Source organism: Streptomyces sp. NPDC054841 (genome assembly GCF_053611045.1).
Genome location: NZ_JBSGZO010000018.1, coordinates 21,406 through 46,505, shown reverse-complemented (window position 1 = coordinate 46,505; position 25,100 = coordinate 21,406). Strand labels below are relative to the sequence as shown.

At 70.4% G+C, this 25,100-nt stretch carries 24 protein-coding genes; 12 read left to right on the top strand and 12 right to left on the bottom strand.

Annotated elements, in window-relative coordinates:
• Both ACWGI8_RS04805 and ACWGI8_RS04800 read right to left on the bottom strand, forming a co-directional pair.
• Positions 1-854, bottom strand: an 854-nt coding sequence (locus ACWGI8_RS04805; RefSeq protein WP_453658666.1) for a phosphoribosyltransferase domain-containing protein, incomplete at its 3' end; no start/stop codon positions are given.
• Entirely contained in the window at positions 854-2,017 is a 1,164-nt protein-coding gene (locus ACWGI8_RS04800) for an HpcH/HpaI aldolase/citrate lyase family protein (RefSeq protein WP_453658665.1), read from the bottom strand. The genes ACWGI8_RS04805 and ACWGI8_RS04800, both read right to left, overlap by 1 nt.
• 199 nt (positions 2,018-2,216) lie before the next feature.
• Between ACWGI8_RS04800 and ACWGI8_RS04795 the strand changes: the two genes are divergently transcribed.
• Positions 2,217-3,134: a TerD family protein gene (locus ACWGI8_RS04795; protein ID WP_453658664.1), complete on the top strand. Its 918-nt coding sequence runs from the start codon at positions 2,217-2,219 to the stop codon at positions 3,132-3,134.
• A gap of 18 nt (positions 3,135-3,152) precedes the next feature.
• Here ACWGI8_RS04795 and ACWGI8_RS04790 read toward each other — a convergent pair whose 3' ends face one another.
• The 6 genes from ACWGI8_RS04790 to ACWGI8_RS04765 form a co-directional block, all read right to left on the bottom strand.
• Positions 3,153-3,890, bottom strand: a complete 738-nt coding sequence (locus ACWGI8_RS04790; protein ID WP_453658663.1) for a TerD family protein — start codon at positions 3,888-3,890, stop codon at positions 3,153-3,155.
• 121 nt (positions 3,891-4,011) lie between these two features.
• On the bottom strand, positions 4,012-5,142 hold the full coding sequence (locus ACWGI8_RS04785) for a DUF475 domain-containing protein (RefSeq protein WP_453658662.1): 1,131 nt from the start codon (positions 5,140-5,142) through the stop codon (positions 4,012-4,014).
• A 153-nt stretch (positions 5,143-5,295) separates the two neighbouring features.
• Positions 5,296-5,871 (bottom strand): TerD family protein, encoded by a 576-nt coding sequence (locus ACWGI8_RS04780; RefSeq protein ID WP_453658661.1) that lies wholly within the window; start codon positions 5,869-5,871, stop codon positions 5,296-5,298.
• A gap of 92 nt (positions 5,872-5,963) precedes the next feature.
• Positions 5,964-6,539 carry a TerD family protein gene (locus tag ACWGI8_RS04775; RefSeq protein ID WP_453658660.1) on the bottom strand — a complete coding sequence of 192 codons (576 nt, stop codon included), beginning with the start codon at positions 6,537-6,539 and terminating at the stop codon, positions 5,964-5,966.
• A gap of 239 nt (positions 6,540-6,778) precedes the next feature.
• Positions 6,779-7,237, bottom strand: a complete 459-nt coding sequence (locus tag ACWGI8_RS04770) for a peroxiredoxin (RefSeq protein ID WP_453658659.1) — start codon at positions 7,235-7,237, stop codon at positions 6,779-6,781.
• Between the two features lie 113 nt (positions 7,238-7,350).
• Positions 7,351-7,779 (bottom strand): DUF3052 domain-containing protein, encoded by a 429-nt coding sequence (locus ACWGI8_RS04765; RefSeq protein ID WP_453658658.1) that lies wholly within the window; start codon positions 7,777-7,779, stop codon positions 7,351-7,353.
• Positions 7,780-8,119: 340 nt separating this feature from the next.
• Between ACWGI8_RS04765 and aceE the strand changes: the two genes are divergently transcribed.
• Both aceE and ACWGI8_RS04755 read left to right on the top strand, forming a co-directional pair.
• Complete coding sequence (gene aceE, locus ACWGI8_RS04760; protein WP_453658657.1) at positions 8,120-10,867, top strand: pyruvate dehydrogenase (acetyl-transferring), homodimeric type; 2,748 nt, start codon at positions 8,120-8,122, stop codon at positions 10,865-10,867.
• Between the two features lie 60 nt (positions 10,868-10,927).
• Complete coding sequence (locus ACWGI8_RS04755; RefSeq protein WP_453658656.1) at positions 10,928-11,704, top strand: potassium channel family protein; 777 nt, start codon at positions 10,928-10,930, stop codon at positions 11,702-11,704.
• On the opposite strand, the gene ACWGI8_RS04750 is transcribed toward ACWGI8_RS04755, so the two are convergent.
• Positions 11,685-12,047, bottom strand: coding sequence for a peptidase inhibitor family I36 protein (locus ACWGI8_RS04750; RefSeq protein ID WP_453658655.1), 363 nt, complete (start codon positions 12,045-12,047; stop codon positions 11,685-11,687). The genes ACWGI8_RS04755 and ACWGI8_RS04750 overlap by 20 nt on opposite strands.
• A 182-nt stretch (positions 12,048-12,229) precedes the next feature.
• The gene (locus ACWGI8_RS04745) at positions 12,230-13,861 is read right to left on the bottom strand and encodes an MFS transporter (protein WP_453658654.1); all 1,632 of its coding nucleotides are present in this window, start codon (positions 13,859-13,861) and stop codon (positions 12,230-12,232) included.
• Between the two features lie 148 nt (positions 13,862-14,009).
• Here ACWGI8_RS04745 and ACWGI8_RS04740 point away from each other — a divergent pair, with 148 nt between their 5' ends.
• The 7 genes from ACWGI8_RS04740 (at position 14,010) to ACWGI8_RS04710 (ending at position 21,883) form a co-directional block, all read left to right on the top strand.
• Positions 14,010-14,699 carry a TetR/AcrR family transcriptional regulator gene (locus ACWGI8_RS04740; RefSeq protein ID WP_453658653.1) on the top strand — a complete coding sequence of 230 codons (690 nt, stop codon included), beginning with the start codon at positions 14,010-14,012 and terminating at the stop codon, positions 14,697-14,699.
• A gap of 87 nt (positions 14,700-14,786) precedes the next feature.
• On the top strand, positions 14,787-16,001 hold the full coding sequence (locus ACWGI8_RS04735; RefSeq protein WP_453658652.1) for an alpha/beta hydrolase: 1,215 nt from the start codon (positions 14,787-14,789) through the stop codon (positions 15,999-16,001).
• An 86-nt stretch (positions 16,002-16,087) separates the two neighbouring features.
• Positions 16,088-16,975, top strand: a complete 888-nt coding sequence (locus ACWGI8_RS04730) for a DUF4429 domain-containing protein (protein ID WP_453658651.1) — start codon at positions 16,088-16,090, stop codon at positions 16,973-16,975.
• A gap of 347 nt (positions 16,976-17,322) precedes the next feature.
• Positions 17,323-18,624 (top strand): sensor histidine kinase, encoded by a 1,302-nt coding sequence (locus tag ACWGI8_RS04725; RefSeq protein ID WP_453658650.1) that lies wholly within the window; start codon positions 17,323-17,325, stop codon positions 18,622-18,624.
• Positions 18,621-19,301: a response regulator gene (locus tag ACWGI8_RS04720; protein ID WP_453658649.1), complete on the top strand. Its 681-nt coding sequence runs from the start codon at positions 18,621-18,623 to the stop codon at positions 19,299-19,301. The genes ACWGI8_RS04725 and ACWGI8_RS04720 overlap by 4 nt, the downstream gene beginning before the upstream one ends.
• A gap of 279 nt (positions 19,302-19,580) precedes the next feature.
• The gene (locus tag ACWGI8_RS04715; RefSeq protein WP_453658648.1) at positions 19,581-20,621 is read left to right on the top strand and encodes an alpha/beta hydrolase; all 1,041 of its coding nucleotides are present in this window, start codon (positions 19,581-19,583) and stop codon (positions 20,619-20,621) included.
• Complete coding sequence (locus tag ACWGI8_RS04710; RefSeq protein WP_453658647.1) at positions 20,618-21,883, top strand: acyltransferase family protein; 1,266 nt, start codon at positions 20,618-20,620, stop codon at positions 21,881-21,883. Before ACWGI8_RS04715 ends, ACWGI8_RS04710 begins: the two co-directional genes overlap by 4 nt.
• A 102-nt stretch (positions 21,884-21,985) precedes the next feature.
• Here the strand turns inward: ACWGI8_RS04710 and ACWGI8_RS04705 are convergent, their stop codons facing one another.
• Together ACWGI8_RS04705 and ACWGI8_RS04700 are read right to left on the bottom strand one after the other, a co-directional pair.
• A complete protein-coding gene (locus ACWGI8_RS04705) occupies positions 21,986-23,014 on the bottom strand; it encodes an aldo/keto reductase (protein WP_453658646.1) in 1,029 nt (342 codons plus the stop codon).
• Positions 23,015-23,019: 5 nt separating this feature from the next.
• The gene (locus tag ACWGI8_RS04700; protein WP_453658645.1) at positions 23,020-23,475 is read right to left on the bottom strand and encodes a MerR family transcriptional regulator; all 456 of its coding nucleotides are present in this window, start codon (positions 23,473-23,475) and stop codon (positions 23,020-23,022) included.
• 310 nt (positions 23,476-23,785) lie between these two features.
• On the opposite strand from ACWGI8_RS04700, the gene ACWGI8_RS04695 reads away from it, so the two are divergent.
• Entirely contained in the window at positions 23,786-24,250 is a 465-nt protein-coding gene (locus tag ACWGI8_RS04695; protein WP_453658644.1) for a GNAT family N-acetyltransferase, read from the top strand.
• A 10-nt stretch (positions 24,251-24,260) separates the two neighbouring features.
• Positions 24,261-25,076, top strand: a complete 816-nt coding sequence (locus tag ACWGI8_RS04690; RefSeq protein WP_453658643.1) for a serine hydrolase domain-containing protein — start codon at positions 24,261-24,263, stop codon at positions 25,074-25,076.
• Positions 25,077-25,100: the final 24 nt, after the last annotated feature.

The following is a 25,100-nucleotide window of genomic DNA, read 5'->3' as shown; positions in this document are numbered from 1 at the left end:
GACCGCTCGGCCGCGCGCGGCGCGGCAGCGCCCGGGCAGGACTCGACGGCATCCCTGCCCACTGCCGGAGCGGTGGCGCCCACTGCCGGAGCGGTGGCGCCCTCGGCGGCCGCCGCGGCGGCCTCGTGCTCCGCCACCAGACGCCGGCCCTTCTCCAGGACCCCCGCCGGCAGGCGCACCGTGCCCTCGGCCGTGGCCACCAGGTCGATCCGGGCGTCGATCTCCTTCGCGAAGGCCTCCACGCGGCCCAGATCGGCCGCCGAGCGCATGTCGACGAGGGCGACGATCACGTACCGCTTGCGCGGGTATCGCTCGTGCAGGTCGCGGATCGTGTTCAGGACGGTGTTGCCCGTGGAGAACTCGTCGTCCACCAGGACCAGCGGACCCTCGCCCGCCAGCAGTTTCGGGTCCTCGGGGAGCAGGAGGTGCGAGGTGGCGTGGGAGTGCGACTCCTCGAAGCCACCGGCCTGGGCGAGGCCGTCGACGGGGCGCCGCGTCGAGTGCAGATAGGGCACGATGCCCAGCCCGTCGGCGACCGAGTGGCCGAGGCCGGTCGCGGTCTCCGCATAGCCGAGGACCATGGCGCGCGCGGCCTCCTCATGCCCGAGCAGCTCGCGTACGCGCAGGCCGAGCGCGAACCCGTATCCGTACACGACGGCCGGGCTCTGCGGCACATGCTTGCCCAGTACATGCGACACCAGCAGGTGTGCCCGCTTCGGGTTGCGCCGCAGGGCCAGGCCCAGCAGCGACCTCAGCTCGCCGTCGGCACCGTCGCCGTTTGCGACGAGCTCCACTCCCAGCCGCTGGGAGACCCAGCTACCCGACCACACCACTGCTTCTTCTTCCTCCTTCATCAGCCTGCCAGACCGGCGGTGAGCAGCTCCACAAAGCCCACGTCCTCACGAGCGACGCCGAACACCTCGGCGCGCAGCAGAGTGCGCTCCGCCCAGGCGCGGTGCGGCTTCACTTCATTCATCTTGTTCGTGTACGCCGAACGCATCACCCCTCCTCCTCCCCGCTCGGGGCGAAGGATGTCCTGCGCGTCGCTGAACTCCTCATGACTGACCACTGACAGTGCGTGTACGGGCAGTACGTGGGAGGGGTGGATGCAGGTCTTGCCGAGCAGTCCGTTGGCGCGGTCCAGCTCGATCTCCCGCAGAAGTCCGTCGAGGTCGTGCTCGATCAGCGTGGTGCGCAGTTTCTCGGCCCGTACCTCGAGGAACGGGCTGCGCCGGAGCTGCGGTTTGAACATCCGCTCCTGAAGGCGGAAGTACTCCCAGACGGGCCCGGTGATGGTGAATCCGCTCCCGTCGGCTCGGCCGAGGACATTGACGACGTCCGCGATGACATGGGCGACGATCTTGACGTCGTACGCCGTCATGTCGGGCGAGCGGCGCAGTCCGTACGCCGAGCAGAAGTCGGTGACGCCGAGGCGGAGCGCGAGGATCCGCTCCCGGTGCCTGCCGACGGCGCGGGAGATGCCGGCGAGCGTGTCGAACCTGGTCTCCAGGTGGAGCAGCTCGGGCGATTCGAGCACCGGCATCGCGTACAGCCGGCGGCCGGTCGTGGCCTCCGCGGCGCTGAGGGCCTCCAGGAACGGGCCGCCGCGCTCTTCGGTGAATTTGGGGAGTACGAATCCGGACAACAGCCGGACCGAGTCGCCGAGACGCCGGACGAGGTCCTCGATCTGGCCGGATTCGCGCACCCGGATGAAGAGCAGCGGCACCTCGACGCCGCGCGCGTCGAGGTCGGCGAACTGGCGGACCAGGTTCTCCTCGGCGTCGGAGACCTCGGCGTCGTCGATCGAATCCTCCAGGCAGAGCACCATGGAGACGACTCCGCGCGCACCCTGCTTGATCACGTCGTCCGCGAGTCGCGGCCGGGTCGCCGGGCTGTAGAGCGTCGCTCCGAGCGCGCAGGAGAGCATGCGGGCAGGGGAGCCGACGTCGAATTCGGACGGCTCCTGGTAGAACAATTCCTTCCGGGCAGCGGTCGAGATATGCCCGAAATGACGCATCTGAGTCCCCCGTACTGCCTATGCGGCCCTGTCGATTGGTGGCCGGTAATAGTACGTAGGGACAGGTGTCAAGAGTTCCCCAAGTGCATGAAATCCAGGTAACTCGTCCCCTTCGCGTCCCCGACACAGGCTGCCCCGTACCGGGCCGGGACATGCCCTGGCGCCCCCGCGTTGTCCGCCCGGGGCGTGGGAAGGCAGGATGACGGGCATGACGCACGCGATGCTGAAGGGCTCCAACGTTCCGCTCGGAGCGACCGCCGTCCGAGCCGTTCTGCGCTGGACCACCGGCGCCGGGGTCCCGGACGTGGACGCCTCCGCCCTGCTGCTCGGCTCCGACGGCCGTGTGCGCGCCGACGAGGACTTCGTCTTCTACAACCAGCCCCGCCACCCCTCCGGGCTGGTTCGGCTGCTGCCCAAGAAGCGTGTCGCCGATGGGCTCACCGACACCGTCCAGGCGGATGTCGGCTCGCTCGACGCCTCGGTCGACCAGGTGGTCATCGCGGCCTCCTCCGACGGCGGCACCTTCTCGGGCGTACCGGATCTGCGGATCATGCTGTACGACGCCGCCACGTCGGACGGCGAGCCGCTGGCCGTGTTCGACGTGCGGCCGGAGACCGGCGAGGAGACCGCGATCATCTGCGGTGAGCTGTACCGGCGCGGAGAGGGCTGGAAGTTCCGCGCGGTGGGTCAGGGCTATCCGACCGGGCTGATCGGCCTGGCCACGGCCTTCGGCATCTCGGTGGACGACAGCACCCCGGCGGAGGAGCCGCCCGCCCGGCCCGAGACACAGACCCAGGCACAGAACCAGGCACAGACCCAGGCACAGGCCCAGCCACAGCCGCAGGCACAGACCCAGCCGCAGGCACAGCCGCAGCCGGAGGCACAGCCCGGCTACGGCTACCCGCAGCCGGCCTCGCCCGCGACCCAGCCGGCCTACGGCTACCCCCAGCCCGCTTCCCCGGCGACGCGCCCCGCGTACGGCTATCCGCAGCCGGCGACGGCGCCCACGGATCCGCAGCCCGCGTACGGCTACCCGCAGCCCGCCGCCGCGGCCGCCCCGGCGCCCGACCCGAACTTCCGGCTGCCCCCGATGGGTCCCCAGTTCATCCGGCAGTAGCGGCGGGCGGGCGGCTGCTCAGATCTTGGTCTTGTAGCCGCGGCCCCACTGCAGTCCCCAGCCGTACAGCCGGTCCAGCTCGGCCTGGAAGCCGTATACGAACTTCACCTCGCGGCGCACGATGAGCTCGCCCTTGACGTTCTCCACCATGAACACCGCGCACGAGCGGGCCTGCGGGGCGCGCTCGTCGAGCTCGATCTCCACGCGCGGCCCGTTGCTCGGGTAGAGCGTCACCTTCGCGTGCGTACGGTCGAACGCCGGCGTCCGGTCGTAGATGTAGACGAAGAACAGCAGCCGCCTGATCGACTCGCGGTGGTCGAGATTGACGAAGAGCGTCTCGCCGGAGGGGGCGCCGAACCGGTCGTCGCCGCTGAGCCGCACGAAGGGCGGCTCATTGAGACTGCCGAAGAAGCTGCCCAGCGGCTGCACCACGCCCTTGCTGCCGTCGATCAGCTCGTAGAGGCAGCCGAGGTCGAGGTCCACATTGACCACGCCCTGGGTGTGCGCCTGGACCACATCGGGCTTGAAGAGCTTGAAAGGGTGCCTCAGCAGCCGGCCGCTCTGCTTGGAACGGCCCTCGATGTCGGACGTCCGCATCCGCCACGAGAGGTTGACCCGGAGGTTTCCGGTGGCGGCGCCCTGCTTGCTGAGCGAGACCGCGGGGTGCCTTCTGGTCAGCTGGATGGAGTTGGTCGAGGCGCTGCCCGAGTCGAACTGCGCTGCCCTGCCGCGCCACAAACCATCCCAGAAGGCCATGTCCCACCCCTGCCTGCGCCGGCCCCGCGAGGGCCGGTCCCGATACAACCGCGAGGGGCGGCCCGGAGGCCGGTGTGCCTCCTGGCCGCCCCGCTGAGAGCGTTCCTCAAACCCTGCGGCGTCACACTTCCTTCGCCGCGAGCTCCTTCTCCTCGGACTCTTCCGCCGCGAGCCGCCGGTTGCGCATCACCGACGAGAGGAAGGACCAGGCGATCAGCACGACGCCGATGGTACCGGTGACGAGCTCGGTGATCTCGTGCTCGATGGTGACGAGCAGGATGACGGCGAGAGCGCCGATCGCGTAGTGCGCGCCGTGCTCCAGGTAGACGTAGTCGTCGAGGGTGCCCTGGCGGACCAGGTAGACCGTGAGCGACCGGACGTACATGGCACCGATACCGAGGCCGAGGGCCATCCAGAAGATGTGGTTGGTGATGGCGAAGGCGCCGATGACTCCGTCGAAGGAGAACGACGCGTCCAGCACCTCCAGGTAGAGGAACAGGAAGAACGCCGCCTTGCCGGCCAGGCCGACTACCGAGACCTGCTTGCCCTCGGCCTTGGCCCTCTCCTCCTCCTCGTGCTCGCGCTCCTCCTCTTCCTCCAGCTTGTTCTCGAAGTAGCCGGAGAGGCCGCCGACGATCAGATACGTGATCAGACCGGCGACGCCGGAGAGCAGCACCGTGGCGGACTTGTCCGCGTAGCCGGTGCTGGTGTGGGCGTGGGTCGCGAAGGTCATGGCGCTGACCAGCAGGGCGATCAGGGCGACGCAGACCGACAGCATGTCGACCTTGCCGAGCTTGGCGAGCGGGCGCTCCAGCCAGGCGAGCCACTTGATGTCCCGCTCCTCGAAGATGAAGTCGAGGAAGATCATCAGCAGGAACATGCCACCGAAGGCCGCGATGGCCGGGTGCGCGTCGGTGACCAGGGCCTCGTACTTCTCGGGATCGTCCAGCGCGAGGTTGACGGCCTCGATGGGCCCGACCTTTGCACTGATGGCGACGATGGCGACGGGGAAGACCAGCCGCATACCGAAGACCGCGATGAGCACGCCGACCGTGAGGAAGATCTTCTGCCAGTAGGCATTCATCTTCTTCAGGATTCCGGCGTTGACGACCGCGTTGTCGAACGACAACGAGATTTCGAGGACCGACAGGATCAGGACGATCCCGAACGCCTCCCACCCCCACTGCCAGGCGGCGAATGCAAGGCCGATCGCTGTAATGGCGAACGACCAGCCGAATGTTCTCAGGACCACTGCCTATCCCATCGGTTGTACGGGCCCCGCCGTAGCGGGTCTCCCCCGTGCCGCACGCGGCTCCACGCTGCTTTCTCCCGGGGGGCGACCCCCGGACCCCCAGCACAAAGCCCTGAGGGCCGGCCCGGACTTGGACCGGGCCGGAGCAATGTTTTAGGAAACATTGACTCCGAAGTCTAGAGCGATGCCCCGGAGCCCCGACGCGTACCCCTGTCCTACGGCCCGGAACTTCCATTCGCCGCCGTAGCGGTACAGCTCGCCGAAGATCATCGCGGTTTCGGTCGAAGCGTCCTCGCTCAGGTCGTACCGCGCGAGCTCCTGGCCGTCCGCCTGGTTGACCACGCGGATGAAGGCATTGCTGACCTGGCCGAACGTCTGGCCACGGTTGTCGGCATCGTGGATCGAGACCGGGAAGGTGATCTTGTCGCAGTGGGCCGGCACCTTGGAGAGGTCCACGATGAGCGACTCGTCGTCCCCCTCGCCCTCGCCGGTGAGGTTGTCACCGGTGTGCTCGACCGAACCCTCCGGGCTCGTCAGATTGTTGTAGAACACGAACCACTCGTCACCGAGCACCCGCCCCGACTGGCAGAGCAGCGCGCTGGCGTCGAGGTCGAAGGGCGCTCCGGTGGTGGAGCGTGCGTCCCAGCCGAGACCGACGAGGACCTGGGTGAGGTTGGGTGCGGCCTTGGAGAGGGAGACATTGCCTCCCTTGGCGAGCGTGACGCCCATGACGGTGAGTCCTCCCCTGGATGTACGGAATTACAGGCGCGTCCGGCGCCGCACGGATGGTGTGCGGCGCCGGACACAGAGGTGATGTCGGCTCAGACGTTGACGCCGAAGTCCTGCGCGATGCCGCGCAGACCCGAGGCGTACCCCTGGCCGATGGCGCGGAACTTCCACTCCGCTCCGTTGCGGTACAGCTCACCGAAGACCATGGCGGTCTCGGTCGAGGCGTCCTCGCTCAGGTCGTAGCGCGCGAGCTCATCGCCGTTGGCCTGGTTCACGACGCGGATGAACGCGTTGCGCACCTGGCCGAAGGACTGCTGGCGGGTCTCGGCGTCGTAGATCGAGACCGGGAACACGATCTTGTGAACGTCGGCCGGCACGCCGGCCAGGTTCACCTTGATCTGCTCGTCGTCGCCCTCGCCCTCACCGGTGATGTTGTCGCCGGTGTGCTCGACCGAGCCGTCGGGGCTTTTCAGGTTGTTGAAGAAGACAAAGTTCCCGTCGAGCGCGACCTTGCCCTCGGCGTTGGCCAGCAGGGCGCTGGCGTCGAGGTCGAAGTCGGTACCGGTGGTGGTACGTACGTCCCAGCCGAGACCGACGGTGACCGCGGTCAGGTTGGGGGCGGCCTTGGTCAGCGAGACGTTGCCGCCCTTGCTGAGGCTGACTCCCACGAGTCCTCCCATATGGTTTTCAGGGGCAGCGCCCCCGTCGTGCGTTGGCATTCGGATCAACGACTGGATCCTAGTGACCGGTTCCCGGACGAAACAGTCTTTCGGACGGGGGTTCCGGGGGGTGTCCCCCGGAGAAGCACAGCGGCCGGGGGTTCCGGGGGGTGTCCCCCGGGAAAGCACAGCGGACGGGGGTTCCGGGGGTGTTCCCCGGGAAAGCACAGCGGCCCGCGGCCGGGGAGTCACAGAGTGTCGAGAGCCTTGACGTAATCGGTCAGGTCCCGCGCGTCGGGCAGGGCGTTGACCACGGTCCAGCGCACCACGCCCTCCTTGTCGATGATGAAGGTGCCGCGCACCGCGCAGCCCTTGTCCTCGGCGAAGACTCCGTACGCCCGCGAGACCTCGCCGTGCGGCCAGAAGTCCGACAGCAGCGGGTACTCCAGGCCTTCCTGGTCGGCGAAGACCCTCAGGGTGTGGATGGAGTCGTTGGAGACGGCGAGCAGCTGGGTGTCGTCGTTGACGAACCGGGGCAGCTCGTCACGGAGTGCGCAGAGCTCACCGGTGCACACGCCCGTGAAGGCGAAGGGGTAGAAGAGCAGCACCACATTCTTCTCGCCACGGAACTCGGCGAGGGTCACCGTCCGCCCGTGGTTGTCCTTCAGCTCGAAGTCCGGGGCCAAGGTGCCGACCTCGATCGCCATGACTCACGTATCCCTTCACTGGCCGCTCCGGCACCGGTCCGTGCCGGTGGCGTCCACCCTACGCACAAGGCCCCCGCCGACGGTCGTCGGCGGGGGCCCTCTACAGCTGCGCCTCAGCGCTTGGACTTGGGTGTGACCAGCCTGCTGCCGGTCCAGTCCTTGCCGGCATTGATGCTCTTGGTCTGCGACAGGCCCGCCGTCTGGGAGGCCTCGTTGATGTCGCTGGGCTCGACGTAGCCGTCACGGCCGGTCTTCGGCGTCAGCAGCCAGACCGTTCCGCCGTCGTCGACCAGACCGATGGCGTCCACGAGTGCGTCCGTAAGGTCGCCGTCCTCGTCGCGGAACCAGAGCAGGACGACGTCCGCGACGTCGTCGTAGTCCTCGTCGACGATTTCCTGGCCGATCACGGCCTCAATGCCCTCACGGAGCTCGTGCTCGACGTCATCGTCGTAGCCGATCTCCTGGACCACCTGTCCGGGCTCGAACCCCAGCCTCGCTGCCGGGTTGGTCCGCTCCTCCGCGTGGTCCGCGGTCGCGCTCACGGCTTGCCTCCTGATCTTGTTTCGGAAAATGCTTCAGCCGCGCGCGTACGCGAGGCATTGGCCGTAGTCCACACGGGCGGGACGGATCGCGCAAGTACCCGGCCGTTGAGACCGCCGAAACGGTGACGTTTACGGCCGTCTCGCCGCAACTACCGGCCCGGGGCTCCGTCCGCCCTGGTGAGATCCACTCACCCCTTCGCCACCTTTGTACGCTTCCGAGCCCGCGGTCCGCCAATCGGGGCCGGTTGGTTACCGTTCGGTAGAGATGACGTTTTGCTCCCCTGGGGTACACGATGGTGACCGGCGAAACGACACAGCAACCGACCAGCGAAGGAACAGCGTGGCTTCCGGATCCGATCGCAACCCGATCATCATTGGCGGCCTTCCGAGCCAGGTCCCGGATTTCGATCCGGAGGAGACCCGGGAGTGGCTCGACTCGCTCGACGCAGCCGTGGACGAGCGCGGCCGTGAGCGTGCCCGCTACCTCATGCTGCGTCTGATCGAGAGGGCTCGCGAGAAGCGCGTGGCCGTGCCCGAGATGCGCAGCACGGACTACGTGAACACCATCGCGACCAAGGACGAGCCGTTCTTCCCCGGCAACGAGGAGATCGAGCGCAAGGTCCTCAACGCGACCCGCTGGAACGCCGCGGTGATGGTGTCGCGCGCGCAGCGCCCCGGCATCGGCGTCGGCGGGCACATCGCCACCTTCGCCTCCTCCGCCTCCCTCTACGACGTGGGCTTCAACCACTTCTTCCGGGGCAAGGACGAGGGTGACGGCGGCGACCAGATCTTCTTCCAGGGCCATGCCTCGCCCGGTATCTACGCGCGCGCGTTCCTCCTGGACCGGCTGGGCGAGACGCAGCTCGACGCCTTCCGCCAGGAGAAGTCGAAGTACCCGAACGGGCTGTCGTCGTACCCCCACCCGCGGCTGATGCCGGGATTCTGGGAGTTCCCGACCGTGTCGATGGGCCTCGGTCCGCTCGGCGCGATCTTCCAGGCCAGGATGAACCGCTACATGGAGGCGCGCGGAATCGCGGACACCTCCGCGTCGCACGTCTGGGCCTTCCTCGGCGACGGCGAGATGGACGAGCCCGAGTCGCTGGGCCAGCTGTCCATCGCCGCCCGTGAGGGCCTGGACAACCTGACCTTCGTGGTCAACTGCAATCTGCAGCGCCTCGACGGCCCGGTGCGCGGCAACGGCAAGATCATCCAGGAGCTGGAGTCGCAGTTCCGCGGTGCCGGCTGGAATGTGATCAAGCTGGTCTGGGACCGCTCCTGGGACCCGCTGCTCGCGCAGGACCGCGACGGCATCCTGGTCAACAAGCTGAACACGACGCCGGACGGTCAGTTCCAGACGTACGCCACCGAGACGGGTGCCTACATCCGTCAGCACTTCTTCGGCGACGACCACCGGCTGCGCGCCATGGTCGACGGCATGACCGACCACCAGATCCTGATGCTGGGGCGCGGCGGCCACGACCACAAGAAGATCTACGCGGCGTACTCGGCGGCCCGCGCCCACAAGGGCCAGCCGACCGTGATCCTCGCCCAGACCGTCAAGGGCTGGACGCTCGGTCCGAACTTCGAGGGCCGCAACGCGACGCACCAGATGAAGAAGCTGACGGTCGACGACCTCAAGGGCTTCCGCGACCGGCTGCGGCTGCCGATCACCGACAAGCAGCTCGAGGACGGCCCGCCGCCGTACTACCACCCGGGCCGTGACTCGGAGGAGATCCAGTACATGCACGACCGCCGCAAGGGGCTGGGCGGGTACGTCCCGACCCGGGTCGTGCGGTCGAAGCCGCTGGTCCTGCCGGACGAGAAGACGTACGCGGCCGTGAAGAAGGGTTCCGGTCAGCAGTCGATCGCCACCACCATGGCGTTCGTCCGGCTGCTGAAGGACCTGATGCGGGACAAGGAGATCGGCAGGCGGTTCGTGCTGATCGCGCCGGACGAGTACCGCACGTTCGGAATGGACTCCTTCTTCCCGAGCGCGAAGATCTACAACCCGCTGGGCCAGCAGTACGAGGCAGTGGACCGTGACCTGCTGCTCGCGTACAAGGAGTCCCCGACCGGTCAGATGCTGCACGACGGCATCTCCGAGGCCGGCTGCACGGCCTCGCTGATCGCCGCCGGCTCTGCGTACGCGACGCACGGAGAGCCGCTGATCCCGGTCTACGTCTTCTACTCGATGTTCGGTTTCCAGCGGACCGGCGACCAGTTCTGGCAGATGGCCGACCAGCTGGCGCGCGGCTTCGTGCTGGGCGCGACCGCGGGACGTACGACCCTGACCGGTGAGGGTCTGCAGCACGCGGACGGCCACTCACAGCTGCTGGCCTCCACGAACCCCGGCTGTGTCGCCTACGACCCGGCCTTCGGTTTCGAGATCGCCCACATCGTCGAGGACGGTCTGCGGCGGATGTACGGCTCCGACGACGAGCACCCGCACGGTGAGGACGTCTTCTACTACCTGACCGTCTACAACGAGCCGATCCAGCACCCCGCGGAGCCGGAGGGTGTGGACGCCGAGGGCATCCTCAAGGGCATCTACCGCTTCAAGGCGGGCGAGGCCGGTGCGGTCCCGGCGCAGATCATGGCGTCCGGTGTCGCGGTGCCGTGGGCGCTCGAGGCCCAGAAGATGCTCGCCGAGGAGTGGAACGTACGGGCCGACGTGTGGTCGGCGACGTCCTGGAACGAGCTGCGGCGCGACGCCGTGGCGGCGGAGGAGCACAACCTGCTCCACCCCGAGGAGGAGCAGCGCGTCCCGTACGTGACGCAGAAGCTCAGCGGCGCGGAGGGCCCGTTCGTGGCCGTCTCCGACTGGATGCGGTCGGTGCCGGACCAGATCTCCCGCTGGGTGCCGGGCCGCTACAGCTCGCTGGGCGCGGACGGCTTCGGCTTCGCGGACACCCGCGGTGCTGCGCGCCGTTACTTCCACATCGACGCGCAGTCGATCGTGCTGGCGGTGCTCACCGAGCTCGCCAAGGACGGCAAGGTCGACCGCTCGGTGCTGAAGCAGGCGGTGGACCGCTACCAGCTGCTGGACGTGGCGGCGGCCGACCCGGGTGCGGCGGGCGGCGACGCGTAGCTCTCCGTGCTCTCCGTGCGGGGGGACTTCGTCCCCCCGCGCACCTTTACGATGCGCCCCATGAAGGAACGAACGGCCCAGGTCCGCTGGGAAGCGCGTACGCAGGGGCCACTCATTGCGCTCGCCGTGGTGTTCGGCGTCGCGTACGCCGTGCCGATCGTGGCGCCCGACGCACAGCGCTGGGTGCATCAGCTCTGCATGGTCGTGGAGTGGGTGGTGTGGGGCGCGTTCGCCTTCGACTACGTCGTACGGCTGACGCTGGCGCCGTACAAGCGGCTGTTCGTCCGCAAGCATCCGCTGGATCTGCTGGCGGTGATCCTGCCGCTGGTGCAGCCGCTGCGGCTGCTGCGGGTGGTCTCGACGCTGCTGCTGGTGGGGCGGCGGGCCCGGATGGCCCCGCAGATCACCCTGACCACCTATGTGGCCGGGGCGGTGGTCGGGCTGATGATGTTCGGCTCGCTCGCGGTGCTGCATGTCGAACGGGACGCGCCCGACGGGAACATCAAGACGCTGGGTGACGCCGTGTGGTGGTCGTTCACCACGATGACGACGGTGGGATACGGGGACCACGCACCGACGACGGGCCTCGGGCGGGTGCTCGCGGTCGGGCTGATGCTGTCCGGGATCGCCCTGCTCGGTGTGGTGACGGCGAACATCGCGGCCTGGTTCATCTCCCGCTTCGAGCGCGACGACGCCGAGGAGCGCCGGCAGACGGCGCTCCTCGAAGCCCTGACCAGGGAGGTCCAGGAGCTGCGGGCGGAGGTGGCGCAACTGTCGGGGGCGACGCGTGCCGTGCCCGACGTGCCCGGACAGGCCCCTACGTCTCCCACACCTTGAACGCCCGCACCTTGTACGGGGATTGCGGCACCCAGGTGCCGCCGCCCGGGTACGTGTCGAACTCGCCGGTCTCCGCGCACTCCGCCGACTGGTAGGTGGTGACGGGCCGTCCGGTGCGGTTGGCGAGGGCCTGGGCGGTGATGCCTGCGGGGAGCGGGACGCAGGACTCGATGTCGAGCCCGGACAGGTCGTACACGTGCTCGGTCCCCTTGAAGTCGGGCTCCTGCCAGAGGCACAGCTCGCCGGGGCCGCAGACACCGGGCGTGGGCCGGGGCGCGGCGGCGGCGGTGGGCGCCAGAAGGGTGGTCGCGGCCAGGGCGGCGGCGAGGACGGTCGTACGCATGGTGGATCAACCCCCGTGTCGTCGTGGATCACTTACCCGCACCCTGACCGGCGGTGACGGGGACGCGGAAGGGCCTTCGTGGACGGTCACCCGGATAGGCGACAGCCCCGCCGGAAGCTCCCCCATGGCCTTCGGCATGGGAGGGGCCCCCACGGCGGGGCTGTCGCACCACGCGATTGACGTCAGATGTGGGCCGCGCCCGCACCTGCCTCCGCGTTCTCACCGCGCTTGGTGAAGAGAGCGACCCCGGCGGCCAGCACCGCGACGATCCCGGCGACCGTGAAGGCCATGTGCATCCCCGAGATGAAGGTGTCGTGCGCGACTTCGGTGATCTGCGCGACGACCGGCTTCGGGGTCTGCGGGGTGACCGGGGCGATCCCGACCTCGACCGCTTCCTTCGCCTTGGCGAGCTGCTCGGGCGGGAGCGGCGGAAGCTTCGCGTCCGCCCAGTTGCCGGCGAGGTCGGAGCTGACCCTGGCCGACATGACCGCGCCGAGCACCGCCGTACCGAGGCTGCCGCCGACCTGCATGGCGGCCTGCTGCAGACCACCGGCCACACCGGACAGCTCCAGCGGCGCGTTGCCGACGATGACTTCGGTGGCGCCGACCATGACCGGCGCGAGGCCGAGACCGAGGAGGGCCAGCCAGACGGACATCGGCAGCGTGCCGGTGTCCGCCGAAAGAGTGGTCATGCCGAACATCGCGACGGTCGTGCACACCATGCCGCCGACCAGCGGGATGCGCGGGCCGAACTTGGTGATGAGCGCTCCGGCGAGCGGCGACGAGACGATCATCATCGCGGTGAGCGGCAGCAGATGCAGACCGCTGTCGATGGCGCTCATGCCGTGCACGTTCGCCAGGTAGAAGGTGACGAAGAACAGGCCGCCCATGAAGGCGAAGGCCATCAGCACCATCAGCACCGTGCCCGCGGAGACCGGGACGGAGCGGAACAGCCGCAGCGGGATGAGCGGCTCCCTGACCTTGCTCTCCCAGGCGGCGAACAGCGCGAAGAGGACCAGCGCCCCGGCGAGCCAGCCCAGGGTGCTCATCGAGCCCCAGCCCCACTCTCCGGCCTTGATCAGCGGCCAGATCAGGGCGAACATCGCGCCGGACAGCAGCAGGATGCCGGGGATGTCGAAGGACCTCGGCGCGCTGTGCTTGTCGAACGGCCCCTGGCCGAGGGCGGCGCGGTGGTCCTTGAGGATGACCAGTCCGAGGACCAGCGCGACGACGCCGACCGGCACGTTGATGAAGAAGACGGACTGCCAGCTGACGTGCTCGACGAGCACGCCGCCGAGGATCGGGCCGCCGGCCGTCGAGGCGCCGATGACCATGCCCCAGATGCCGATCGCCATGTTCAGCTTCTCGGCGGGGAAGGTGGCGCGCAGCAGGCCGAGCGCGGCCGGCATCAGCAGGGCGCCGAAGAGGCCCTGGAGCACGCGGAAGGTGACCACCAGGGCGATGGAGTCGGAGAGGCCGATGGCCCCGGAGGCGAGGGCGAAGCCCGAGACGCCGATGAGGAAGGTCTGGCGGTGGCCGAAGCGGTCACCGAGCTTGCCGGCGGTGATCAGCGCGACGGCGAGCGCCAGCAGATAGCCGTTGGTGATCCACTGGACGTCGGCGAGCGAGGCGCCCAGATCCTTCTGGATGGCCGGGTTGGCGATCGCGACGATCGTGCCGTCCAACGCGACCATCATCACGCCGATGGCCACGGCGAAGAGCGTCAGCCAGGGGTGGCCGCGGAGCCCCTTGGCCGGCGCCGGTACGGGACCGTGGTCCGCCGGCGCCTTTTCGACGGTGGTCTGACTAGTCATGCGTTCAAAACTAATGTCAGTCGCTGACAGTTGACAAAGCATTTCATGAGTCGGTGACTGTCACGTAGCTCACAGGTACGCTGAGCTGCGAAAAGCGGCGAAACGACAGGCGAGATGACAGCGATCACAGCAGAGAGAAGGCCGAGAGGTGACGGGAACCGGACTGCGTGAGCTGAAGAAGCAGCGCACCCGCGACGCTCTGCTGCGCGCCGCGCTCGAGCTCTTCACGACACAGGGGTACGAGCACACCACCGTCGACGAGATCGCCGACGCCGTCGAGGTCTCCCAGCGGACCTTCTTCCGGTACTTCGCCAACAAGGAAGAGGCCGCCTTCGCCGTCCAGGAGATGGTCGAGTCCCACTTCGTGGCGGCTCTGCGCGAACGGCCCGCCGAGGAAGGCCCGTTCACGGCGATGCGCAACTCGGTGCGGACCGCTTGGGACACCGTCGGTGAAGCCATCGAGGCGGTCGTCCCCGTCGAGCTGCACATGCGGGCGTACCGGATGATCGAGTCGACACCCGCACTGCTCGCCGTCCATCTGCGCCGCTCCGCCGAGCTGGACGAGGAGGTCGCCCGGCTGATCGCCGACCGCGAGGGCCTCGACGTGGACTCCGACCCCCGGCCGCGCGTCGCCGTCGCCGCCTTCACCGGAGTGATGCGGGTCACCGGCCGGCTCTGGGGGCAGGGCGAGGACCCCAGCATGGACGCCATCCGGGAACTGACCGAGAGCTACCTCGACCATCTGGCTCCCGCGCTCGCCGCGGACTGGCGTTCATCAGCCGCCAGTTCGACGACTCCGGGCGCACCAGAGCGTACGACCGGCGCACACGGAAAGTAGCCACACGCCCCTCTCCGCACCTCGGACACGTGATCTCTCTCACGGTCTTCGCGAGCGTCCCCGAGCGGCCCCTAGGCTGTCCCCTCAGTGACTGCTTTCGACTCCTCCCCCACACTGAACGTCTGGCGCGCCCTCCTCGCTCTCGCCGTCGTCTTCGTGCTGCTCGCCACCACCGGCTGGACAGCCGTACGACATCAGCGCGGTCCCGGCGAGCCCAGAGACGTCGCACGCGCCGCCTGGGACCACGCCCGGATAGGCACTCGTGCGCTGCCCGACCCCGACTCGCCGCCCGCTCTGCTGGCCGGATTCTTCGCGTCCATCAGCAAGCAGCAGGCGGCCGCGCTGGCGGACCGCCACCCGCTCGTGGTGGGCAACCTCAACGGCGCCCCGGTCACACTGCGCTACCGGGCCAATCGCGTCGCGCTCGCCCAGGCGCGCCAGGTGGAGCAGGGGCGGATGCACGACAGCAGGCTCTCCACGGACGGCCGCAACGAGGCGGGCCGGCGGATGCACCGGTACGAGTCGCTGCTGAGCCCGGGCCGGCAGATCCTCGCCTTCGACCCGTCCGGCAAGGGCCGGGTCGCCGAGGTGTTCGGCAGTCTCGACCGCGCCCAGCGGGTCTCGGTGATCGTCCCGGGCGTCGACACCACTCTCCTGACGTTCGAGAAGACCCGGCGCAAGTACACGGCACCGGTGGGCATGGCGGAGTCGCTGTACACCGCGGAGCGGGCCGCCGCCCCCTCCATCAGCACCGCGGTCATCGCCTGGGCCGACTACACCTCGCCGGCCGGGATCGGGCTGGACGCCTCGACCGGACGGCTCGCCGCGAGCGGCGCCGAACGGCTGGTGGCAATGACCACGGCGCTGCCCGGCCGCGACACCAAGGTGTCGTTGTTCTGCCACAGCTACGGCTCCGTGGTGTGCGGGGTCGCCGCCCGTGAACTGCCCGGCCGCGTCGCCGACATGACCGTCGCCGGCAGCCCCGGCATGCGCGCCGAGAGCGCGGCCCAGCTGCGGACGAAAGCGCGGGTCTGGGCGATGCGGGACAGCGACGACTGGATCCAGGACGTGCCGAACCTGAACGTCGGCGGGCTCGGCCACGGCCCCGATCCGATGGCTCCGGACTTCGGCGCGCGGGTGCTTTCGGCGGCGGGCGCGGTCGGCCACACCGGCTATTTCGAGCCGGGTACCGAGAGCCTCAGCAACTTCGCCGAGATAGGCATCGGTTCGTACCGGAAGGTCAGCTGCGCGGACGGCAACAGCGCGTGTCGCAGTGGAATTTACGGTGCGGAAGAGGTCTGACGCGCGTAGAGGGCGGAAGCGGGGCGCATACGTCCGCTTTGCGCTCGGGGGCGACGCGCGGGCGCACGCCGCATACGATGAGGCGCATGGGTGATGTGCTGGCCGGAAATCATGCCGACTGGGAGTTCGAACCGGACGCCGTACTCATCCGCTTCACACGGGGGAACCGCGGCACGCCGAAGCTGTTCCAGACGCTGGGCGAACGGCGCATCCCCCTCGAAGCGCTGGAGTCGGTGACCCTCTCCCCCGGCAAACGCGGCACGGTAGTGCTGCACGCGGCGCCGAGACCGGGCGCCGATCCGCTGATGGACGCGGCCGCGGGGCAGCTCAAGGAGGGCTGCGACCCGTACCGGCTGGTGCTGCCGGCGGACCGCGAGACGCTCGCCGAGTACTACGCGGACGAACTGCGCGCGATGCTCCCGGAACCGGGTCCTGAGCCCGCCGGGAAGTATCTGGTGTCTTCGGTCGCGGCGCCGCTGCGGTTCAAGGCGTACGACGGGAAGGCCACGTTCGACGGGGACAAGGTGTCGTTCCGCTGGTCGTGGAGCGGCGCGTCCACCGCCAAGTGGAAGGCGGGCGACCAGAGTTTCCCGGTCACCGAGCTGAGCGGGGTCGAGTGGCGCTCCCCCGACGTCTTCGACGGCTACCTGCGACTGCTGCCGCGCGCCGGGTCCACGTCGGGGTCCGGGTCCGCCGACCAGCCCGCACAGGCCGACCAGGACCCGGCCGCGGTCGTCTTCGGCCTGGGCTACGGCCCGGTCCACGAGTCCCTCCCCTTCGCCGCGGCAGTCCTCGAGGCGGTCCGAGGCTCGTCCCCCGCGCTCCCCTCGTCGCCGCACCCGCCCGGGTCGGTCCCGCACGACCCCGCGGGGGTCGCTGAGCGAATACGTCATCTGGGGGAGCTGCACAGTGCGGGGCTGGTGACGGACGAGGAGTTCCGGACGAAGAAGGCGGAGCTGCTGGCGGAACTGTAGGGGGTTGTTCTCGGGGGCTCACGCCCCCGAACCCCCTTTCGCGCTGCAGCGCTTGAGACCAGGGTGACCGGGGGCGGGCCGGTCGCCGTCGGGACGTGCGGGGTGACCGGGGCGGGCCGGTTGCCATCGGGGCATGCGGGGTGACCGGGGCGGGCCGGTTGCCGTCGGGGCGTGCGGGGTGACCGGGGCGGGCCGGTTGCCATCGGGGCATGCGGGGCGGCCGGTTGCCGTCGGGGCCGGGCCGCCGGGCCGCAGCCGGCCGAGGACCTCATACCCGGGTATGACATCGCGCCCGGCTCCGCGGTATGACGCCGCCGTGCCGTCGGCCGCCTACCCTTGACCGGGCCATGTCCCAGACACCCACGCCCCGTTCGGACGCCCTGCTCGGTGCCGGCCGGCGCTATGTGCGGGAGGCCCTGCGGGGCCTCGCACACCCCGCGCACGCGCCGGCCCGGGTGCTCGCCGACTCCCCGAAGCGGTGGCGGCGGGTGCTGCCGTACGCCGTCGTGCTCCTGCTCACGTCCGCGCTGCTGCCGGTGACGATCAATGTCCTCACCGCCCTGTACGGGATGAACGCCGGACTCGCCGGGGCGATCGCCACCGGGTCCGCCGCGCCGTTGCTGCTGATCGTGCACCGGCCGCTGCAGGCCTGGTGGATCATCTTCCCGGTCGACATCGTCTGCGCCCTCAACCTCGCGGGCCTGCCGCCGATGCCCGACACCATCTGGCCGTGGCCCCCGCCGGTCGTCGTCGGCTACGTCTTCCTGATGCTGGCCCTGGCGCTGCGCGAGCCGCGCCGCACGCTGATCACGGTCTGGCTGCTGACCGGCGCGGTCGGGTTCGTCCTGGGCCAGCTGGCCCCGAAGCACAGCGACGCCAGCAGCGTGCTGCTGTTCGTGCTCAGCGGGGTGGTCCTCTTCATCGGAGCGGCACTGCGCGAACGCGGCGACGTACAGCGGAAGCTGGCCGAGCAGGAGACCATCAGCGAGGCCGAGCGGGCGCAGCGCACACTGCTGGAGGAGCGGGCGCGGATCGCGCGCGAGCTGCACGATGTGGTGGCGCACCACATGTCCGTGATCACCGTGCAGGCGGACTCGGCGCCGTACCGGATCCAGGGGCTGCCGGAAGCCGCCCAGGAGGAGTTCGCGACGATCGCCTCCAGCGCGCGGGAGTCGCTCTCGGAGATGCGTCGGCTGCTGGCGGTGCTGCGCAGCGACGGCTCCGAGGGCGAGCGGGCGCCGCAGCCGGGCCTCGGCCGGGTGCAGCAGCTGGTCGAGGCGACGGTACGGGCCGGGGTGCCGGCCGAGCTGTCGCTCCCCGCGGAGCTGGGCGAGGTGCCGCAGGCGGTGGACCTCTCGGCGTACCGCATCGTGCAGGAAGCCCTGGCGAACGTGGTGCGGCACGCGCCGGGCGCGGCGACCCGGGTGTCGGTCACGGCCGACGACACGTATCTGACGGTGCTGGTGGTCAACGGCCCCGCGACCGGGTCGGCCCAGCCGCTGGAGACGACCGGTACGGGACACGGTCTGGTCGGCATGCGCGAGCGCGTACGGTTGACCGGCGGCACCCTGGACACCGGTCCGCTGCCCGACGGCGGCTTCCGGATCGCCGCACGCATGCCGCTGACCACCGAGGGGGACTCGACTTGACCATCCGCGTGATCATCGTCGACGACCAGGCCATGGTGCGCGCAGGGTTCGCGGCGCTGCTGGCCGCGCAGGCGGACATCGACGTCGTCGGTGAGGCACCGGACGGCCGCCAGGGCGTCGACGTGGCCCGTTCCACGCGCCCGGACGTGGTCCTCATGGACGTACGCATGCCGGAGCTGGACGGTCTGGCCGCGGCCCGCGAGATCCTTCAGCCGCCGCCGGGCGTCGTCCATGTCCCCAAGGTGCTGATGCTGACCACCTTCGACGTGGACGACTACGTCTACGAGGCGCTGCGCGCCGGCGCGTCGGGATTCCTGCTGAAGGACGCCCCGCCCGCCGACCTCATCTCGGCGGTCCGGGTCGTCGCGGCGGGCGAGGCCCTCCTCGCCCCCTCGGTGACCCGCCGCCTCATCGCCGACTTCGCCGCCCAGCGCCCCGCCCCGCGCAAGGACCGCGCCTCGCTCCGTCTGAACGGCCTCACCCCGCGCGAGACGGAGGTCCTGGAACTGATCGCCCGCGGCCTCTCCAACCAGGAGATCGCGGGCCGTCTGATCCTCGCCGAACAGACGGTCAAGACCCACATCGGCCGCGTCCTGGCCAAGGTCGGCCTTCGCGACCGCGCGCAGGCGGTCATCTTCGCGTACGAGTCCGGCCTGGTCACCCCCGGCGAGCAGTAGCCCTGGGGACGCGGGGCCGCGGGGCCGCGGAGCCGCGGAGCCGCGGAGCCGCTGCGGTATCGCCCCGGGGCCACCGCGGGACACCGCGAGCCGCCGTGGGCTGCCGTGGGCTGCCGCAGGTGGGCCGCCACGGAGCCACAGCCCGCCGTGGGCCGCCGCGGGATCGTCCACCCCCTACCCAGGTATCACCACGGAGTTGGCTCCGCGGTGTGACGCTCCCTCAGGCACCGTCTTCCTACCTTCCTCTCCGCCACGCAGTCGGAGGAGGAAGAGGGGATCATGCGACGGTTCAAGAGGACCCTGGTCGCCGCGGCACTGACGACGACCGTTGTCGCGGGAACCGCGGGCTGGGCCTCCGGCAATGCGCAGACGCCGGTGACCGGGCCGCCGCCTGGAGCCGCCGCCTGGGTGGCGGACCGCTCGCTGGGACGGGAACTGCCCGACCCGGCCACGGCCGCGCCGAGCGAAGTCGCCGCCTTCTTCGCCTCGCTGACGGGGGCTCAGCAGCGGGCGCTGGCCACGCGCCACCCCCTCGTCGTCGGCAACCTCGACGGAGTCCCCGTCGCACTGCGGTACGAGGCCAACGCCCGTGCCCTGCGCGCCGACCCGGCGCGGTACGGACGGCTGCTCACGGCCGGCCGGCAGATACTCGCCTTCGATCCGCGCGGCCGCGGTCAGGTCGCCGAGGTGTACGGGGATCTGGAGCAAGCCCGTCATGTCGCGGTGATCGTGCCGGGCTCCGACATCGACGCGGGGAGCTTCGACCGTACGAATGACGTGTACGGCACCCCGGCCGGGATGGCGAAGTCGCTGCGCGCCGCGGCTGATTCCCGTACCGCCGTGATCGCATGGGCCGGCTACACCACCCCCGTCGGCATCGGCGTCGACGCGGCCACCGGCGCACTCGCCGAGGCCGGCGCCGAGCGGCTGGCCCGTCTCACCGAGGGCCTCACCGCGACCGGCGCGCCGAAGCCCGCGCTGTTCTGCCACAGCTACGGCTCGGTCGTGTGCGGGCTCGCCGCCGGCGACGTCGACGCCTCGGACATCGTCGTGTTCGCCTCGCCCGGCATGCGCGCGGACACCGTCGGGGATCTGCACACGACTGCCCGGGTCTGGGCCGCCAAGGACCCCTCCGACTGGATCTCCAAGGTGCCGAACGTCGAGTTCCTCGGGCTCGGCCACGGCAACGACCCGGCCGACCCCGCGTTCGGCGCCCGCCGCGTGCCCGCCAACGACGCCGAGGGTCACACCGGCTACTTCGTCGCCGGCACCGCCTCGCTCCGCACCTTCGCCGCCATCGCACAGGGAGAACCCCGATGAAGGCACCGCAGACGCCGCAGACGCCGCGGACGCCGAGCGCACCGCGCACACCGCGCACACCGCGCACGTTGACGAAGGCAGTCGAAAAGATCGAGTCCGCCACCCCCGCCCACCGCGACCGCGCGATCGACGGCCTGCGCGCCCTCGCGCTGCTGGCCGTGCCGACCGGGCACTGGCTGCTCGGCGGCTTCACGCTCGACGCCGACGGCGCGATCCACAACGCCAGCCCGCTGTCCGCGTTCGGCTTCTTCGCGCCGGTCAGCTGGGGACTGCAGATGCTGGGGATCTTCTTCCTGGTGGGCGGCTACGCGTCGGTGCTCTCGTACCGCCGCCGCCCCGGCACGACGGCCCAGTGGCTGGGCGGACGCGTCGCCCGGCTGGGCCGGCCCGTCCTCGGGGTCACCGCCGTGTGGGCGACGCTGATCGCCGCCCTGTCCGTGGCGGGGGTGCCGGAGGACACCCTGCGCACCGGATCGACCCTGGTCGTGCAACCGCTGTGGTTCGTGGGCGTGTACGTCGTCGTCACGGCCCTCACGCCGCTGTGCGTGCGCGCCGCCCGTCGCATGGGCGGCTGGGCGGCGGCTCCGCTGCTCGGCTCGGTCGCCCTCGTCGACTTCCTGCGGTACGGGCCGTACGCGGATGCCGTGCCGTCCTGGCTGAGCGCGCTCAACATCCTTCCGGGCTGGCTCTTCGCGTACCAACTCGGCGTGTCCTGGGGCGAGAAGCGGATCGGGAAGCGGGGCGGGGCGCTGCTGCTGGCCGGTGGGGCGGTCCTCTTCGCCACGCTGCTGATCGTCTTCCACTACCCCGCGTCGATGGTGGGCGTGCCCGGCGAGACCCGCACCAACTCCCACCCGCCGTCGCTCCTGGTCCTGGCGCTCGCGGCGGCACAGAGCGGCGCGGCGATCCTGCTCCGCGAGCGGCTCGGGCGGCTGCTCGCGCGGCCGGCGCTGTGGGCTCCGGTCGTCGTGATCAACCTCTCGGCGATGACGATCCTGTGCTGGCACCAGACGGCGATGCTCGCGGCGGCGGTCCCTGCGTCGTACGCGGGCACGGTGCCGGGCCTGACGACGGCACCGGACTCACTGGGGTGGGTCCTGGCCCGGCTGGCCTGGCTGCCGCTGTTCGCGGCGCTGCTGGTGCTCATCGGGCGGTACGCACAGGGCTTCGAGTCCCCGTGGACGCGTGCGACGACGGCGCGCCGGGCGGTGGCGGGGCTGCTGGCGGCGGGGTTCGGGGCGTTCGCGCTGGGGTTGGCGTAGGCCTCGCTACTCGACGCGGTGTGCGGGATCCGGTGCGGGCCGGTGGGTGGGGTGTGCCCACCCACCCACCGGCCGGTACGGGGGGGAGCCCCCGGAGGTGGGTTACTCGCGCGTCTCGGGCGTCGACGACATGTCCATGTACCGATGCCCCACGACCTGCCCGGCGATCGGCTCCAACTGCGCCAGCTCGTCCGCGCTCAGCGTGATCCGGGTCGCGGCCACGTTCTCGGCGAGGCGCGTGCGCTTGCGTGTGCCGGGGATCGGGACGACCGTCACCCCGTGCACGGACGCCCGCTGCTGCACCCACGCGAGAGCGATCTGCGCGGGTGTCGCCCCGTGCGCCGCCGCGATCTTCTTCACCGGCTCCAGCAGCGCCGCGTTGGCCGCCGCGTTCTCCCCGGTGAAGCGGGGCAGGTAGCGCCGGAAGTCGCTCTCGGACAGGTCCGTGCCGGCGTCCGCGAACGCGCCGGTCAGGAAGCCCCGCCCCAGCGGCGAGTACGGCACCACACCGACACCCAGTTCCGCCGCCGCCCCCACCGCACTGCGCTCCACGTCACGGCTGAACAGCGACCACTCGGACTGCAGCGCCGCGATCGGATGCACGGCGTGCGCCTCCCGCAGCTCCGCGCCGGTGACCTCGCTCAGCCCCAGGTGCCTGACCTTGCCCGCCGCGACCAGCTCGGCCATCGCGCCGACCGAGTCCGCGAGCGGCACCGCCGGGTCGCGCCGGTGCATGTAGTACAGGTCGATCACGTCGACCCCCAGCCGCCGGAGGCTGCCTTCCACCGCCTCACGGATGTACGCGGGGTCGTTCCGTATACCCCGGAACTGCGGATCGTCGGTCCGCACGATCGCGAACTTCGTGGCGAGCGTGATCTCTTCCCGGTGGGCCTTCACGAACGGCCTCAGGAACTCCTCGTTCACGCCCCGCCCGTACACGTCCGCGGTGTCGAAGAGCGTGACCCCCGCCTCCAGCGCCGCATCCAGGGTGTCGCGGGCGGCGGCCTCGTCCGTGTCGCCGTAGAACTCGCTCATGCCCATGCAGCCGAGGCCCTGCAGGCCGACCTCGGGCCCTTCCGTTCCGAGCCGTACCTTTTCGAGCTTGCCGGCCGTCGTCTTGCTGTCCGTCATGAGGTTCAGGCCCTCTCCGGCGCCCTGGGGGCGTCCGCGTAGAAGCTGATCTTGTGGTCAAGTACGGCGAGCGTGTCGTGGAGCTCCGCGATCCGGGCGCGAACGTCGCGCCGTGTCGCCTCCAGCAGCTCCTGCCGCTTCTCGAAGGTGTGGTCGCCCTCGCGCACCAGCTCGGCGTAGCGGACCATGTCCGCCACCGGCATCCCGGTCAGCCGCAGCTTGCCGACGAACGTCAGCCAGTCCAGGTCGCGGTTGCGGAAGCGCCGCTGGCCGGTGTGCGAGCGGTCGATGTGCGGCATCAGCCCGATCCGCTCGTACCAGCGCAGCGTGTGCGCGCTGAGCCCGGTCCAGGCGGCGACCTCGCTGATCGTGTAGTGGTCCTGCCCCTCGGGCCTCGGGTGGGCCGGGGGCGCGGAAACGCAGACGTCGGTTGTCGCGGATGTGGTCTCCAGCACCGTCATGGCCTCCACGCTAGAAGGTTGGAGTGCACTCCAAGCAAGCCGGAGCGGGACCGGAAATTCCAGCGTGCCCGGACACCCCCTCCCACTAGGGCCTGTCCGGTGGATCAGGCTGGATCAGTGAGCGCCCGCCGCGAAGCGGCTGATGTCACTGATGCGGCTTCGGATCCAGGCGGAGGATGGGGGTCCCCCCGCCGGAGACAGGGGGAGAGTCATGGCGGAGCCATGCCGACTGACGACAACGCAGGAGACGGAGTCGCAGGGCGTCGCGAGCCCAGCAAGATCCACCGGACAGGCACTAGCCTCCACCCCTATGAGCCTCGCACGCCCCGCGGCCCCTGGCGACGCCGAAGAGCTGGTACGCCTGCGCACCGTCATGCACGACTCGCTGTCCGTCACGCCGAACCCCGACACCAGTTGGCAGCCGGCAGCCGTCGAGACCCTGCGCAAGCGGCTCGCGGACCCGGACGGGACCCTCACGGCCTTCGTGGTCGACCGGCCCGGCGGGCTCGCCGCCTGCGCGGTGGGGACGATCGAGTACCGGCTCGGCGGCCCCGGCAACCCCACCGGCGCCACCGGCTACGTCTTCAGCGTCGCCACCGACCCCGGCCACCGCCGCCGGGGGTACTCGCGCGCCTGTATGGAGGGTTTGCTCGGCTGGTTCGAGGAGCGCGGCGTGAGCCGGGTCGACCTGCGCGCCTCCCCCGAGGGCGAGCCCCTGTACGCCTCGCTCGGCTTCGCCCGCACCCCCGATCCGGCCATGAGACTGACCCTTTAGGCTCGTACGCATGCAGAGCCTGGCGTTGACCGAGAACTGGCCCGTCCCGACCGCGGCCGCCGCCGTCGTCCGCGCGGACGGCACCGTCGCCGGTGCGTACGGTCCCACCGCGCACCGCTTCCCGCTGGCCTCGGTCACCAAGCCGCTCGCCGCGTACGCCGTGCTCGTCGCGTACGAGGAGGGCGCGGTCGAGCTGGACGAGCCGGCCGGTCCCGAGGGGTCCACGGTCCGTCATCTGCTCGCGCACACCAGTGGTCTCGCCTTCGACGAGCACCGGGTGACGGCCGAGCCCGGCACCCGCAGGCTGTATTCGAACGCGGGCTTCGAGGTACTGGGCGATCACATCGCCAAGGCGACGGACATCCCGTTCGCGGAGTACCTGCGTCAGGCCGTGCTGGAGCCGCTCGGCATGACGTCCACGACGCTCGACGGCTCGCCCGCCAAGGACGGCGTCTCGACGGTCGACGACCTGGTGAAGTTCGCGGCCGAGGTGCAGGCGCCGCGACTGCTCGACGCGCGCACCGTCCTGGAGGCGATGTCCGTCGTCCACCCCGGACTGTCGGGAATCCTGCCGGGCTACGGACATCAGAAGCCCAACGACTGGGGTCTCGGCTTCGAGATCCGGGACTCCAAGTCCCCGCACTGGACGGGCGCGACGTCCTCGCCGCGCACCTTCGGGCACTTCGGCCAGTCCGGCACCTTCCTGTGGATCGACCCGGACGCGGGGGCCGCGTGCGTCGCGCTGACCGACCGGGCCTTCGGGCCGTGGGCGGTCGAGGCGTGGCCGCCGTTCACCGACGCGGTGCTGGCGGAGCTGCGCGGCTGACCACGGCGCCCGCGTACGGGACGG